The organism is Collinsella aerofaciens (genome assembly GCF_028206995.1).
Lineage (GTDB): Bacteria > Actinomycetota > Coriobacteriia > Coriobacteriales > Coriobacteriaceae > Collinsella > Collinsella aerofaciens_AQ.
Map to the genome: position 1 here is coordinate 24,234 of NZ_JAQLFL010000016.1, position 14,986 is coordinate 39,219.

The 14,986-nt window shown below is 60.5% G+C and carries 13 protein-coding genes and 1 tRNA gene; 10 read left to right on the top strand and 4 right to left on the bottom strand.

Translation table 11 applies throughout. The features are described from left to right. Positions 1 to 225: 225 nt before the first annotated feature. Positions 226 to 1,443 (top strand): helix-turn-helix domain-containing protein, encoded by a 1,218-nt coding sequence (locus tag PMX60_RS09260; RefSeq protein WP_271747683.1) that lies wholly within the window; start codon positions 226 to 228, stop codon positions 1,441 to 1,443. An 84-nt stretch (positions 1,444 to 1,527) separates the two neighbouring features. After that, positions 1,528 to 2,103, top strand: coding sequence for a hypothetical protein (locus PMX60_RS09265; protein WP_271747684.1), 576 nt, complete (start codon positions 1,528 to 1,530; stop codon positions 2,101 to 2,103). A gap of 228 nt (positions 2,104 to 2,331) precedes the next feature. Here the strand turns inward: PMX60_RS09265 and PMX60_RS09270 are convergent, their stop codons facing one another. Next, positions 2,332 to 2,853, bottom strand: a complete 522-nt coding sequence (locus PMX60_RS09270; protein ID WP_271747685.1) for a nitroreductase family protein — start codon at positions 2,851 to 2,853, stop codon at positions 2,332 to 2,334. A 294-nt stretch (positions 2,854 to 3,147) separates the two neighbouring features. On the opposite strand from PMX60_RS09270, the gene PMX60_RS09275 reads away from it, so the two are divergent. The 4 genes from PMX60_RS09275 to PMX60_RS09290 all read left to right on the top strand — a co-directional run bounded on the left by PMX60_RS09275 (position 3,148) and on the right by PMX60_RS09290 (position 7,846). Beyond that, the gene (locus PMX60_RS09275) at positions 3,148 to 3,438 is read left to right on the top strand and encodes a hypothetical protein (protein WP_006235631.1); all 291 of its coding nucleotides are present in this window, start codon (positions 3,148 to 3,150) and stop codon (positions 3,436 to 3,438) included. A gap of 181 nt (positions 3,439 to 3,619) precedes the next feature. After that, entirely contained in the window at positions 3,620 to 4,120 is a 501-nt protein-coding gene (locus tag PMX60_RS09280) for a MarR family winged helix-turn-helix transcriptional regulator (protein ID WP_022094370.1), read from the top strand. Continuing rightward, positions 4,120 to 5,844 carry an ABC transporter ATP-binding protein gene (locus PMX60_RS09285; RefSeq protein ID WP_138375060.1) on the top strand — a complete coding sequence of 575 codons (1,725 nt, stop codon included), beginning with the start codon at positions 4,120 to 4,122 and terminating at the stop codon, positions 5,842 to 5,844. The genes PMX60_RS09280 and PMX60_RS09285 overlap by 1 nt, the downstream gene beginning before the upstream one ends. Before the next feature lies 1 nt (position 5,845). Beyond that, positions 5,846 to 7,846: an ABC transporter ATP-binding protein gene (locus PMX60_RS09290; protein WP_271747686.1), complete on the top strand. Its 2,001-nt coding sequence runs from the start codon at positions 5,846 to 5,848 to the stop codon at positions 7,844 to 7,846. 110 nt (positions 7,847 to 7,956) lie between these two features. Here the strand turns inward: PMX60_RS09290 and cysE are convergent, their stop codons facing one another. Then, positions 7,957 to 8,661 carry a serine O-acetyltransferase gene (cysE, locus tag PMX60_RS09295; protein ID WP_118066379.1) on the bottom strand — a complete coding sequence of 235 codons (705 nt, stop codon included), beginning with the start codon at positions 8,659 to 8,661 and terminating at the stop codon, positions 7,957 to 7,959. Between the two features lie 223 nt (positions 8,662 to 8,884). Between cysE and PMX60_RS09300 the strand changes: the two genes are divergently transcribed. Both PMX60_RS09300 and PMX60_RS09305 read left to right on the top strand, forming a co-directional pair. Next, complete coding sequence (locus PMX60_RS09300) at positions 8,885 to 9,532, top strand: VTT domain-containing protein (protein WP_271747687.1); 648 nt, start codon at positions 8,885 to 8,887, stop codon at positions 9,530 to 9,532. A 288-nt stretch (positions 9,533 to 9,820) separates the two neighbouring features. After that, a complete protein-coding gene (locus PMX60_RS09305; RefSeq protein ID WP_035138743.1) occupies positions 9,821 to 10,873 on the top strand; it encodes a branched-chain amino acid aminotransferase in 1,053 nt (350 codons plus the stop codon). A 559-nt stretch (positions 10,874 to 11,432) separates the two neighbouring features. Here the strand turns inward: PMX60_RS09305 and PMX60_RS09310 are convergent. Continuing rightward, positions 11,433 to 11,984 carry a LemA family protein gene (locus PMX60_RS09310; RefSeq protein ID WP_082421874.1) on the bottom strand — a complete coding sequence of 184 codons (552 nt, stop codon included), beginning with the start codon at positions 11,982 to 11,984 and terminating at the stop codon, positions 11,433 to 11,435. Positions 11,985 to 12,195: 211 nt separating this feature from the next. Between PMX60_RS09310 and PMX60_RS09315 the strand changes: the two genes are divergently transcribed. After that, on the top strand, positions 12,196 to 12,780 hold the full coding sequence (locus PMX60_RS09315) for a TetR/AcrR family transcriptional regulator (protein WP_158549345.1): 585 nt from the start codon (positions 12,196 to 12,198) through the stop codon (positions 12,778 to 12,780). Positions 12,781 to 12,783: 3 nt separating this feature from the next. Here the strand turns inward: PMX60_RS09315 and PMX60_RS09320 are convergent. Beyond that, positions 12,784 to 12,873, bottom strand: a tRNA-Ser gene (locus tag PMX60_RS09320). 51 nt (positions 12,874 to 12,924) lie between these two features. Here PMX60_RS09320 and tadA point away from each other — a divergent pair. Further along, a complete protein-coding gene (tadA, locus tag PMX60_RS09325; RefSeq protein ID WP_271747688.1) occupies positions 12,925 to 14,706 on the top strand; it encodes a tRNA adenosine(34) deaminase TadA in 1,782 nt (593 codons plus the stop codon). The last annotated feature ends 280 nt before the right edge of the window (positions 14,707 to 14,986 follow it).

The following is a 14,986-nucleotide window of genomic DNA, read 5'->3' on the forward strand; positions in this document are numbered from 1 at the left end:
CTCACGGTGGAGCGATAGGAGCTCTTGCGGGTATGGCTTGTCCGCAGGTTTATAAGTCCCGAAGAGCTCTTATCGCCCCGCCAGGATGGCGATGCGGGGCAACACCTATACTCGCAGGACGGCGCTTTCTGCCCTATAGTGTTTGGTGAGCAATATCGTTCAATTTTGAAACACTCGGTCGTGCGACCGTCGGCGGCTGCATGTCGCCGCGGACAGGGGCAAATCATGGATAGCGATGCCAAGCTGAACATCTTGACCGAGGCCCTGGCTGCTGCCGGGGCCTCGGCATTGGCAATCGATGCGCGTGGGGACGTCGCGATCTCGACCATGAATGACGCGGCGCTTGAGCGGGATGTGGCGGCTTTTGTAGCTGAGCGCTTCGACCGTATAGGAGACGGCGCGCGTCTGGTTATGGGGCGTGCGGGTGCGCGCCTGAGCCTGACCGTTCGCCCCACCGACAAAGAGGGCGGGGGGCTTTGGGTCGTCGTGGTCCGCGAGGTGCGCGGTGCCGCGGCGCATGCGGGCATCGAGTGGCTCAACGCCGACGAAGTTGAGGCCCGCTACGAATCGAGCGCGTACGGCATCGTTGAGGGGGCGGCCTCGGTGGCTGCGCCGGTTGCAGAGAGTTACGCGCGCGGTGTGCCTCTTATGCTCGAGGGCGAGCTGGGAGCGGGTCAGGTCGAGATCGCCAAGCGCCTCTATCTGGACGGTCCTTTTGCCGATCAGCCCTTTGTTTCCGTTGCGCTCGATGAGCTCACCGAGCGCGGTTGGCGCCATGTACTCAAAAGCGTCGAATCGCCGTTGTTCCAAATGGGGCTGACCCTTTGCATTGAGGGCTGGAACGCGGTTGGCCCCCAGCGCCTCCGCGAGCTGGTCTCCACGATGACCGACACCGCGTTGGCGACGCGCTGCCATGTGGTGCTGACGGCGAATGACATGCCGGGCGGCGGCGAAAGTGATCAAGCCGCCTTTGTGACCGAGCGCTTCGCCTGTGCGGTGAGCGTCGCGCCGGCAATCGCCGAGCAGGGGGCCGCGTCGACGAAGGTCGCGCGCTATTTGGAATATCTCGCTGATGCATTTGGGACGGCAGCGCCCACGCTGTCTGCCGCGGCGACGAAGACGCTCGATGCTTACCGCTGGCCGCGCAACTATCTGCAGCTCCGCGAGGTCTCGGAACGACTGTATATATTGGTGGGGACGGGCACGGTGGACCGCGCTGTGGCGGAGGAAGTGCTCGCCCAAGAGGACGTGATTAAGACCGCAACCTTTGGCGCCCCGACGCTTGAAAGTGACCTGTATATCCTGCGACCGCTGGCCGATACCGAGCGAGATATCGCGCATCTGGTTGTAGACCATCTCCACGGCAACCGAACCCGTGCGGCGGAGGTGCTGGGCATAAGCCGTACAACGCTGTGGCGCTTGCTGAAGGACGATGACCGTTGAGCGAGGCGCCCGTGACCGCACGCGACGCGTGTGCTACAGTCCAAAGCGTTATTGTTTCGATTTGGTTACGGCGTGCGAGGGCATATGGCTGAGACTTCAAAACCGAGCCGCAGAAGGCGGAGTGCCGCGCCGGTCAACCGACGCACAACATCGGTGACGTGGGGCAAACACGCCTCGGGGTTTGATGGCTCGTTCAAGCGCACTAAATACGGCTATCCTTCGGCAAGCGCCCGCTTGGCAATGCAGGCAGAGTCCTCGCTGTGGGGCCGCAAACGCGTGGTGGGCTCAAAGCTCAAGCACGACGGAACGCTCGGCTACATCAGCCGCGGGGCGGCTCGCCGCAGCGGGCTCAATCCCGCCGGCTGGCATCGCTACGTGCCGATCGTGGCCGCCGTTGCAGTGATCGTCATCGCGCTCGCTGCGCTCGGATATGCCGGCGGTGGCGCCAACTTGGACGCAATGTTTAAATCGCCCGAGCTCGCGCATGTAGGTACAGAAGTTGTCGAGGGCGCTCAGGCCCAGACGAGCGTCGCGCCCCAGCGCAGTATCGTTGCGGCGGCCTCCACCATCGCCGATGTGCAAAAGGACGAAGACAAGCAAGGCGACGACGTCGATGCGAATCAGACGAGCGAAACGGCAATAACTCCATCGGCGGGATAAGTTGCGAGTGGGGCAGCTAATTTGGGACGGGGCTTTTTTAGCTGCCCAAGACAGTGGCTCATTCGATGTCAGTCGCCAAAAGCGAGCGAGCCGCATTTGCGCCAAGGTGACGTGAAATGAGAGGGCGCTGACCTTCTGGTCGCGCCCTCGAAATTGAACGTCAGATTGGCGTGAATGCGGCCCGCGCAGCGTCAACGAGCCCGCCGTTCGGTAGAATGGCGGAACTAATTACCTTACGTAGACCACGTTGTCGCGGCGGGGTTTGGGCTCGGGCAGCGTGTCCTCGGCATAGCCCAGAATGCAGTGACCGACACCGCGCAGGCTGCCGTCGGCGGGTAGACCCCAACTGGCCAGTAGCTCCAGGCCCTCGGGCGAATCGAAAACCTCGTGGGCGCGATGAATCCAGCACGAATCAACGCCCAGCGCATAGGCAGCGTTGAGCAGGTTGCCCATGGCGAGCGAGCCGTCTTCCAGATGTGTGGGCACGCTGCGGTCAACCAGCACCACCACAACGGTCTTGGCGCCATAGAAGGGGTCGCTGTTGCTGCCCATGACTTGCGCGTTGAGCTGCGAGAGACGCTCGACGGTCGCGGGGTCGGTGACGGCGACAAACGTCACCGGCTGGCGGCCCATGCCGCTCGGTGCATATTGGCCGGCTTCGATAATATGTGCAAGCTTTTCGGCCTCGACGGGACGATCGCTGTAGTTGCGGCAGCTGCGGCGGTGAATGAGTGCTTCGATAGTCTCCATGGTGTCTCCTTGCGGTGGCGTTGCAGATGCCCCGTTCATACCCGTCGGGCTCAAACGATAGACGGTCAATTGCCCGGCCAAAAGGATAGATTCCAATTGGGAAAGTAGGTTTGCATAAAAGTACCTTCAGAATGTGACAAACAAATGGGATGGTTAAACGTTTTATCCCGTCTACCCTGCGGTTTTTTACCACTTGCCTAAATGACGAACGCATAACCTCTGATAAAGGTTTTACTAAAGGAGTACCAACGTTTATCAATGCGCCGTGGTGGCGCCGGGCCAGGAGGTAACATCATGTTCCAGGCTGGAGATGTCGTCGAGACCGATTTCGAAGGATTTCTGAAGCTGCTGCGTTCCAAGACGCGCGCTTTCGTGTCGATCAACGATCACGAGTACTACATCACGCACACCGATGGCTATTGGCGTGTTCAGGATTGCGAGGCCCTCAACGACAAGGGCCACTTTACTGACTGTTCTGAGTTGGTCAACACGGTCTGCGAGGTCGTCGAGCTGCCGTGGATTGCCGGCAAGAGCCTGCATGACAGCTTCTCGGGCGCTACGGTCTATGAGGCCGTCGCCGCTTAACAGGCAATAAAACCCGATTTTCACGTGACCGCTGGCGCCGCCCCCGCGCCGGCGGTCTTTTTCTGCCGATAGGCCATAAAAATGCACGCATTTGCGGAGAGCCTGTTGACGATAGTCAAAACTCGGACTAATCTAGAGACACATAATTGGTCAAAAATCGGACAATTGAATGGTGGGATAGATGAATAGTGCGGTTACGCTGGTCGACTTCGATCGGTTGCTCAATGGACTCGACCATATCTATTCGGAGTTCTCGCGCGCCTGCGGCCTTTCGGACTGCGCCTACTGGATGCTCGTCGACACGAGTGCAGCGGGCGGAAGCGTTGCCGTGAGTCGGCTGACGAGTGAATGGTTCTACAGCAAACAGACCATCAATTCGGCGATTAAAACGCTTAGGGCGCGAGGGCTTGCGACGTTGGAGTTTGCCGAGGGCAGTCGTAAAAACAAGGTTGTACGCCTGACCGAAGAAGGCGTGCGGTTTGCCAAGCGCTACGCGTTGCCGGCGCAAAAAGCCGAGCAACAGGCATTCGAGGCGCTCGAGCCGTGGGAACAGTGCGAGATCATGCGCTTGGTCGGTAAGTTCTCCCATGTTCTTAACGAAGAGTGCGAGGCATTTAAACGGCAAGTGGCCGCCGAGAACGAGACTGACGATAAGGGCGAGGGGGACGCATGCGACTCTTAATGAGGTTTATGAGGCCGTACCGCGGTCTGATTGCGGTGACGCTGTTTGCGGTGCTGATAGATAACGTCGGTACGCTGTTGGTTCCCACGATGCTGGCGAACATGGTCAACACCGGTATTACCACGGGTGATGTCGACTATATATTACGCAACGGCCTGTACATGCTTATCGCGACCGGCATGGCCAGCGGCGGCACGGTGCTGGGCTGCTATCTTTCGGCGCGCCTGGCCGCCAACGTGGCCTGCGATATCCGCAATGCCGTGTACGACAAGTCGCTCGAGCTGTCCGCCAGCGACTTTGAGCGCTTTGGCACGGGTTCGATGATCACGCGCTCGCTCAACGACATCAACGTGATTCAGCAAGCTGTCCTTCAGACGATTCAGCTGGTGCTGCCGGTGCCGTTCTTGGCCGTGGCAGGCATCATTTTTGCTTGGTTCATCGATCCCGCCATGGGCACGCTGCTGGGCGTGGTGGTTGCGATCGTGCTGGTGGCGGCGGTCTTTACCGTTGCCAACGCCGCGCCGATCTTTATGCGCCTGCAGAGCTTTATCGACCGCATGAACGTGGTGCTGCGCGAGAACATCGTGGGCGTGCGCGTCATCCGCGCATTTAACAAGGAGCGCCACGAGGAGCAGCGCCTGGACGAGGTGTTTAGCGATTACGCGGCCAATGCCATCAAGGTCAACCACCTGTTTGTGGGTCTCGACAGCTCCAGCTTCTTCTTGATGAATATCGCCGAGGTGGCGGTGCTGTGGGTGGGCGGCAACCGCGTGGGCGTCCACGCCATGCAAATCGGTAGCATCTCGGCCGTGCTGGAGTACGCGATCCTGATCCTGTTCTTTGTGATGACGGCGCAGATGGTGATTCTGACGCTCCCACGCGCCGCCGCATGCCTGAACCGTGCGCAGCAGGTGTTGGAGATTGAGCCGAGCATCGTGGACGGCAAGCGCACGCTGGACACGTGCGCGGCGGAGTCTGTTGACGGTGCCGACGCGGTGGCCGTGTTCGACCACATGTCGTTCCGTTTTGACGATGCCGACGAGGATACCCTGTGCGACCTGAGCTTTGCCTGTCGCCGTAGCCAGACCACGGCGATTGTAGGCTCGACGGGTTCGGGCAAGTCGACGGTGGCCAAGCTCTTGCTTCGCTTCCACGATGCCACGAAGGGCGCCATTCGCCTGAATGGCATCGATCTGCGCGACCTTTCGCAAGACGACATCCGCGGGCGTATCGCCTATGTGCCGCAGAAGGCATGGCTGTTCTCGGGTACGGTGGCGAGCAACCTGCGCTTTGGCAACGAAGACGCGACTGAGGCTGACATGCTCCATGCGCTGGAGGTTGCCCAGAGCACCTTTGTGCTCGACCAGCCCCAGGGGCTCGATACGCCGGTGGCCCAGGGCGGCACGAACTTCTCGGGTGGTCAGCGCCAGCGCCTGGCGATTGCCCGCGCACTCATGAAGCATGCCGATCTATATATCTTCGACGACAGTTTTTCGGCCCTGGACTTTAAGACCGATGCGGCACTGCGCCATGCGCTGCAGGACGAGACGTGCGATGCCGCGGTGCTCATCATCGCCCAGCGCATCTCGACTATTTTGCATGCCGATCAGATCGTGGTGCTCAAAGACGGCGAGATCGTGGGCCTAGGCACGCACGACGAGCTCATGGAAACCTGCGAGGTGTACCGCGCAATCGCGGAATCGCAGATGAAGGGAGGTGAGTAGCATGACCGAGGAGCTCAAGAAGCAGGGCATCGTCGATGGCGCTGCGGTTGTAGAGACAGTCGAGGAGACGGGCGTCGCGCCCGACCTGGACGAAGCCGCCAAGGCGGCGGAGCGCGAGGCTCGCCGCCAAGCGCTCTACGAGGAAAACGAACGTGCCGAGGACGAGCGCGCCCGCGCCGAGGCAGAGCGTATGCGCGACGTGGACGACGAAGACGAGGACGAGACGCCTCGGGATACCTGGGCGACGGTGCGCCGCCTGTGGAGTGAGGCTGCCGGCGACCATTGGCGCTTCTATATCGTGTTCGCGAGCATTGTGTTCTATGTCATCTTTAACACCGCCGCGCCGGCATATAGCGCCCGCGTGATCGATGAGCTGTGGGGCCACATTCAGGTGGCGTTTGCCAACGACACCACTTTCAGCATCACCTGGGAGAACTGCGGCAAGACCATTTTCGTCTACTTTATGATCTGGACTGCCGCTGCCTCGTTCTATGCGCTCCAGAGCTTTTTGATGTCGAGCGTCGCTGAGCGTCTCAATCTGCGCCTGCGCAACCGCATCGCGCAAAAGCTCAACCGTCTGCCGCTCGCCTATTTTGACGCGCATCGTCCCGGCGAGGTCGTCAGCCGCGCGACCAACGACCTGGACAAGATGTCCGAGAGCATGCAGCGCGGATTGCTGCAGCTGCTCGTGTCGATCGGCACGGTTGTTGGTGCTGTGAGCGTGATGTTCGTGTTCAGCGTGCAGCTTACGCTCGTCTTTCTGTTCTTTACGGCACTGTCGCTGCTGGTGACGAAGGTCGTCTCGCGCCGCACACACGATGTGACGGGCGAGCGCCAGGAGTGGGTGTCCAAGATTACGAGTGCGGTCGAGGAAGGCTATTCGGGCCGTCTGGTGATCCGCGCGTTTAACCGCGAACGTCAGAGCTCCGCTGAGGTGCACGAGGCTTCGAAGGAACTGGCTCGTGTGAGCACCAAGGCCGACTTTATGATCAATGCTGTCGGCCCCGCAGTGCGCTTTATCGGCCGTTTGGCGCAGATCGTTATTGCGCTTGTGGGCTGCAGCATGCTGGTTGCCGGTCACATGACCGTCGGCGTGTTCCAGGCGTTCTTCCAGTTTATCTACGAGGCGTCCGAGCCCATGACGCAGTTGTCGTTTACCTTCAACTCGCTGCAGAGCGCGTTGGCGAGTGCGGAGCGCGTGTTCGACCTGCTCGATGAGCCCGAGATGGAGGCCGATCCGCTGCCGGACGAGGCCGCCAAGCTGCCGGGTCGCGTTGAGGGTCGCGTCTCCTTTGAGCACGTGCGCTTTGGTTATTCGCCCGACAAGCCGCTTATGCACGACGTGTCGTTTACCGCCGAGCCGGGCCAGAAGATTGCCGTGGTGGGAACCACGGGCGCGGGCAAGACGACGCTCATCAACCTGCTCATGCGCTTCTACGAGATTGACGGCGGGCGTATTACGCTCGACGGCGTGGATACGAGCCGCATGGACCGCGGCGAGCTACGGCAGCAGTTTGGCATGGTGCTGCAGGACGCCTGGCTGTTCGATGGCACGATTGCCGAAAACATCGCCTACGGCTGTCCCGAGGCGACGCGTGAGGAGATCGTGGCGGCTGCGCGCGCCGCGCAGGTCGACTTCTTTGTGCGCACCATGCCGCAGGGCTATGACACGCGCGTGGCCAACGATGCCGAAAGCATCAGCCAGGGCCAGCGTCAGCTGCTGACCATCGCACGCGTGCTGCTCAATAACCCGGCGATTCTCATCCTGGACGAGGCGACCTCAAGCGTGGATACGCGTACCGAGCTTGCCATCGGTCGTGCCATGGACGCGCTCATGCGCGGGCGCACGAGCTTTGTGATCGCGCACCGCCTGTCGACGATCGTGGACGCCGACCTGATCTTGGTCATGGATCACGGCAACATTATCGAGCAGGGCACGCATAAGGAGCTGCTGGCTGCCGAGGGTGCCTACGCCGACCTCTATCTGAGCCAGTTCGCATAATGTGACAAAGGGACAGTCTCTTTGCCACATCACAAATAAGGCGCGCCGGGGATGAATTCCCTGGCGCGCCTTTGCGTTGATGCCGATGTCGTTTTGTGCCGCTTGCGTTCCTAGCGTTCGTCCACGAGCTTGGCGACGAGGGCCTTGAGCTCGGCTACCTCTTGCTCGAGCTCTTTGACGCGACGGGCGTTTTCGGTGATGCCCTGGCGGTTGAGGGCACTCTGCTCGGCGGCGTCATCGGGCATGTACTCGCGATGCTGCTTGGCGTCGAAACTCTCCTCAAACACGCGGCAGCCGTTGCGCTTGATGATGCGTCCCGGCACGCCCACGACGGTGCAGTTGTCGGGCACGTCCTTAACGACGACCGAGTTGCCGCCGATCTTGACGTTGTTGCCGATGCGGATGTTGCCGAGTACCTTGGCGCCCGTGCCCACGGTGACGTTATTGCCGAGCGTTGGGTGGCGTTTGCCGGTCTCGTTGCCGGTGCCGCCAAGCGTGACGCCCTGGTAGAGCACGCAGTTGTCGCCCACAATGGTGGTCTCGCCGATGACGACGCCCATGGCGTGGTCGATAAAGAAGTGCTTACCAATCTGCGCGGCAGGGTGAATCTCGACGCCGGTGATGTGGCGGGTGAGCTGCGAGAGCACGCGGGCGAGCGAGCGATGTCCATGCTCCCACAGCCAGTGCTCGGGCACGTGGTTCCACTTGGCGTGCAGGCCAGGATAGGAAAGGAAGATGACCAGACCGTTTTGCGCGGCGGGATCCTGCGCTTGGACGGTCTTGATGTCCTCGCGAATGGTATTGATAAAGCTCACCGGCCGCCCTCCCTTAGCGCCATGGCAATGCGATTCAATAAAGTATAGCGATTCGCTAGGGATTAGGAAGGACAATCTTAGCGGCATTGCGCAACAGGTGTCAGTTATGCAAACTTGCTGGTAATGGAGTCATGCTTTTGTGGGGTTGCGCACGAGGGGGCGCCGCAACCGTATACTGGTCAACTTGGACGTATCCGCGCCCACAACTGAGAGGTTTTACTTCATGGGTTTCATAAATTTTATCGCCGAGCTGCTCAAAGACCCGCGCACCGCGATCGCCAGCTGGATCGCCGCCGGCCCGCTTATGGCCTACGGCTGCGTGTTCCTGATCATCTTTATCGAGACGGGCGTGGTGTTCTTCCCGTTCCTTCCCGGCGATTCACTGCTGTTTGCCTCGGGCTTCTTTGCCCACAGCGGCGGCTTTAACATCGTGGCCCTGCTGGCCGTCGCATGGGCGGCTGCCATCTTGGGTGATCAGTGCAACTTTATGATCGGTCACTTCTTTGGCAAAAAGATCATCGCTTCGGGCAAGGTCAAGGCCATGACGCCCGAGCGCATCAAAAAGTCCGAGGACTTCTTGGACAAGTGGGGTCACCTGGCCATCTTCCTGGGTCGCTTCTTCCCGTTTATCCGCACCTTTGTGCCCTTTATCGCCGGCATGGGCGGCATGCACTGGCGCAACTTTGTCATCTTTAACGTGCTGGGTGGCATTACCTGGTCGACGCTCTTTACACTGCTGGGCTACTTCTTTGGCGGCATCCCCTTTGTGCAGGAGCACTTTGAGTTGCTAATCGTTGGCATCGTTGCCGTGTCGATCATCCCGACCGTGGTCGGTCTGGTTAAGGCTAAGCTGGGCAAAAAGAACGAGTAGCTCGAGCCAGCGCGCAAACCGTGCAGTTGAGGCCCGTCACCGCTTACGGTGGCGGGCCTCTTTAGTTTCGGTCAAATGAAAATACTTTACTTAGTTAAAGAAAAGCGTTTTATCAGACGCGCGTGCGGAGTACAATCTCGTGCATGCGAATCGACGTGCCATCGGCTTTGATGCCGTTCGCGTGTCCGTCCGGCTCTATGCTCCGGGCGTGCGACGTTGCGACGCGGCCGGCCTCGGTCCTTGCGTGCGGGTTCGCGAGTTTGCAACTGTGTATGTAAGGAGCGACATATGACTGTCGAGAAGAAGGATATCGATTGGGGTAGCCTCGGCTTTGGCTACATGAAGACCGATTACAGCTACGAGGCTCATTGGAAGGATGGCGAGTGGGACGAGGGCGGCCTGACCACCGACCACACCCTGCATGTCTCCGAGTGCGGCGGCATCTTCCATTACTGCCAGGAGGTCTTTGAGGGCCTGAAGGCCTACACCGCCGAGGACGGCAGCATCGTCTGCTTCCGTCCCGACATGAACGCCGAGCGCATGTATAACTCTGCGCAGCGCCTCGAGATGCCCCCGTTCCCCAAGGACAAGTTCGTTGAGGCCGTCAAGCAGGTCGTTTCTGCCAACGCCGCCTGGGTTCCGCCCTTCGGCTCCGGCGCGACCCTGTACGTGCGTCCGTTTATGATCGGTTCCGGTGACGTGATCGGCGTGGCTCCCGCTCCTGAGTACACGTTCCGCATCCTCGTGACCCCGGTCGGTCCGTACTTTAAGGGTGGCCTCAAGCCCGTCAAACTGCGCGTTTCCGAGTATGACCGTGCCGCACCGCACGGCACCGGCAACATCAAGGCCGGCCTGAACTACGCCATGTCCCTTAAGCCCACGATGGAGGCCCATCGCGAGGGCTATGCCGAGAACCTGTATCTTGACTCCGAGTCCCGTACCTATGTCGAGGAGACCGGTGGCGCCAACGTCCTGTTCGTGAAGGAGGACGGCACCCTCGTCGTTCCTCAGTCCCACACCGACTCCATCCTACCCTCTATCACCCGTCGCTCGCTCGTTCAGGTCGCTCAGGACCTGGGCATGACCGTTGACCAGCGTCCCGTCGAGTGGGCCGAGGTCAAGGCCGGCACTTTTGTGGAGTGCGGCCTGTGCGGCACCGCTGCCGTCATCTCCCCGGTTGGCGAGATCGACAACAAGGTTTACGGCGCCGACGAGACCGTGACCTTCCCGGCTGGCTACACCGAGATTGGCCCCGTGATGAAGAAGCTTCGCGAGACCCTGACTGGTATCCAGTCCGGTGCTGTCGAGGATAAGCACAACTGGGTTTACACCGTCGCGTAATTTGTCTTACCTATCCGGGCAGAGAACAAGTTCCCTCCCGGCGCGTCCTCGGACATGCAAGAAGCCCTCGCTGCGCACTTCGTGCGGCGAGGGCTTCTTGCGTCCTGCGGAGTGCGCCGGGAGGGAACTTGTTCTCTGCCCTGCGGGTTCGGCGATGTCACAACGGGCAATGATTAATCTGAATAAAGATGGTGCGCGGCCTTTTAGGCCGCGCTTTTGCTTTGCTTCGCGCCATGTGGGGGTGGTGGCGACGTGCATTTTTGCGAGTATTCTGCAATCGAAGGCCCCTGCATACCGACCTTGGGCAAAAAATCGGGATTTCTCGATGTTTTCTACGGATGATGGGCGGGGTTATGGGCTGACAGCGGTTGATTTGCAGGGATATTCGCGGTCTTCGGCATGTATCGTGGCGCCCGAAGCTCTTGGTTATGTTGAATACTCCTAAAAATGCACGGCGCTTAGAGGGGGACCTTCGCGAAAAAGGAAACCGCCCCGTCGAAGTATGCATTCGACGGGGCGGTTTATGCATTTGGCCGATTAAGGATGCGCTGCCAAACTACTAGAACTTGACGGTCGGGGCCTGACGGGCTGCTTCGGCGGCCTCGAAGCCCTGGCGCTCCTTAAACTGGAAGATGCCGGCAAAGATGACAGCCGGGAACGTCTGAATGGCGTTGTTGTAGCTGAGCACGCAGTCGTTGTAGCTCTGGCGTGCATAGCTAATCTTGTTCTCGGTATCCTCGAGCGATGCCTGCAGCTGCGTAAAGTTGGTGTTTGCCTTAAGATCGGGATAGGCCTCGGCCACAGCGAAGAGCTGGCGCAGTGCGCCGGTCAGCACGTTGTCGGCTTCCATCTTGGCCTCGGGCGTGGTGGCCTTGACGGCGGTGTTACGCGCGCTGATCACGGCGGAGAGCGTCTCCTGCTCGTGCTTGGCGTAGCCCTTGACGGTCTCGACCAGGTTGGGGATCAGGTCGTTGCGGCGCTGCAGCTGCGTATCGATGTTCTGCCAGGCGTTATCGATGCGGTTACGCTTGGTGACCATGTTGTTGTAGATGCCGGCGATGGCGCAGACAATCACAATGACAACAACGATGCCGATGATGACGGTAATCATGATGTCTCCGTTTCGAATGGCCGCGGCGGCATGCGCCAGCTGCCGTTGGTATAACGCTACTAGTATACCCGCAACGTTTTGCCGTGCCGAACTTTCCGGCAAGCGTTATGTTTTCGGCGGGGTCGGCACCGGGGCAAAGCGCGCGAGGTACAGGTGTAAGATATGCGACAGATTGACGAGTGTTGTCTTTGCCCTGAGGATGGCGATACCAGTGGACCTTCGCATTAAGAAAACCTACCGTGCCCTGTTCGATGCCTTCACCGAGCTTCTCGAGGAGCATCGTTTTGAGGACCTGACGGTTGCCATGCTGTGCGACCGCGCCATGATTCGCCGCACGACGTTCTACAAGCACTTTCGCGACAAGAACGATTACTTTGCCTTTTATATCGATGAGCTCATGTCGGGCTTGCCGCAAAAACAGCCCGATGAGGCCGGCGCGGTATCTGCCGAGGACGTGCGCGCGCTTCGGCACGCGATTTTGGACGATGCCATGGATTTGATTCTGGCGCACGAGCAGCTCATGGATAACATTTTGGCAAGCAGCATGTCGGGCATGTTGACCAACGTTATTTGCGACCGTATTGCCCGCTCCATCCGCGAGCGTGTGATGAACGTGCTTGCCGAGGATGCCCTGGCCCCCGTGTCACTCGAGACGACGTCTGAGTTTGTCGCCGGCGGTATTATTCGACTTTTCACGATATGGTGGGAATCGGGCCACGATCTTGAGCGTCGACCTGAGATAGCCGACGTGGTCGATGCACTGTTTGAGAGGACCATGACACCGGTGCATCACTAAAAGTGGCGGAGAGAGGGGGATTCGAACCCCCGGAACGCTCTCGCGCTCAACGGTTTTCAAGACCGCAGCATTCAACCGCTCTGCCATCTCTCCGTGAGTCGTAATGATAGCATCGTTTTGAATTTGCAACAGGGAAGGCGAACGATGACGATCACCGAAATCGACGAGAAGTTCATGCGCGAGGCGCTGGCGGAGGCGCGAGCCGCCGCGGCGGTGGGCGAGGTGCCCATCGGAGCCGTAGTGGTGCGCGACGGTGAGGTCGTCGCGAGGGCGCACAATCGGCGCGAACTCGACCAGGACCCTTCGGCTCATGCCGAGTTTGCGGCCGTGTGCGCCGCTGCCCAGGCGCTTGGCCGCTGGCGCCTTTTCGACTGTACGGTTTATGTGACGCTGGAACCCTGCTGCATGTGCGCGGGCCTTATGGTCAACGCGCGCGTGGGGCGCTGCGTGTATAGCGCGGCTGATGCCAAGGCCGGCGCGCTGGGTTCGCTGTATGACCTCAATGTCGATTCGCGCCTGAACCATCGGTTTAACGTGACGGCTGGGGTCCTGGCGGATGAATGCCGCGAGCTGCTGAGTAGCTATTTTGGCGGTCTGCGCAGAGCGGGCGGCGCTGATTGCGGTTGTGGGGCCGATCTTGAAGCACACGCCGCTCACGCCGTAGCGCTTGCGGGTGCCGGTGAGGATGCTGGCACGGCGGTTGACTTTGGTCCTGCGTGCCGCCGACCCCGCCGTGTGCTGTTGGCGATCGACTCCTTTAAGGGCAGCGTTTCGAGCGCGCAGGCGGAGGCGGCGGTTGCCGAAGGCATGCGCCGTGTGTGGCCCGATGCCGAGGTGCGCGCGTTGCCGCTGGCGGATGGCGGCGAGGGAACGCTCGATACCGTTACCGCCTGCGGTGGCGAGCTTGTGGCCTGCGAGGTTGCAGGCCCCTTTGGCGAGCGTGTGCCTGCCCGGATGTTAGTGGACGGCGAGCACGAGTCGGTTGTTATTGAGATGGCCGAAGCAGCAGGCATCGGGTACTCACCTTGCACGGAATCGGCGGCGCTGGCTGCTACAACCTATGGCGTGGGCGAGCTGATGCTCCGTGCAGCTCGTGTCGGGGTAAAGACTATCTATATTGGCTTGGGCGGCAGTGCCACCAACGACGGTGGCGCCGGCATGCTGCAGGCGCTGGGCGCGCGTGTGGTCGATGATCAGGGCTGCGATGTCGCCCCCGGTCTTGCGGGCCTTGAACACGTGGCGAGCGTTGATTTGGAGCCGGCGCTGCAGGCTTTGGATGGCGCTCGCATCGTTGTGCTTTCCGATGTCGAGAATCCGCTCGTGGGGCGTCGAGGCGCACTGGCGGTGTTTGGCGGGCAGAAGGGCCTGCCGGCGGATGATGTCGAGGCGCTGCGCAGATACGACGGCTGGATGGTCGGCTACGGTCGCCTGCTCGATGCGGCAATTTTCGAGGCGCGAGCCCAGGGGTTGTTGCGCACACCCGAGGGCGCACGGACATTTGGCTCGGTGCTCGGCGTGCCCGGCGCGGGCGCTGCCGGTGGCTTGGGCGCCGCGTTGCTGGCGCTCGGTGCGGAGCTGCGCTCGGGTGTAGAGACGGTGCTCGATCTCGTGGGGTTTGACGAGCGCGTGCGCGATGTCGACCTGGTCATAACAGGCGAGGGCAATATGGACGAGCAGTCCGCCGCCGGTAAGGCGCCGGTGGGTGTGGCTCGCCGCGCCAGGCGATATGGCAAGCCGGTGGTCGCCGTCGTGGGCGGCCGTGCTGACAACCTGAACGCGGTATATGAGCAAGGTATCGACTTGGTACTGCCGATCTGCCGCAAGCCCATGCCTCTCGACCAGGCGCTCAATCCTCAAGAAGCCACAACCAACCTCATCTTCGCCGGTGAGTCAGCCGCCCAAGCCTACGACCTCGCTCGCCTCTAAAACCCATCCCCTCGATAAGTTGCGGTGAAATACGGAGTGTTATTGCCTTTAAGGTGCCAATTCAGTCCGTATTCCACCGCAACTTCGAGAATGTCCATTCGAGGTTGGCTGCCTTGTGCCTTGGGTCGGACCGCCTGCCACGAAACGTGGCCATCTACTACGTTAAACCGGCCACCCTCGACCATTCCGGAATTTGCAAAAACAAAACCGACGCTCCTATAAGTTGTCAAGAGGCAGTTTGCGGGAGCGCTCTCTCCAATTCGCACAGGAGCTCGTAATA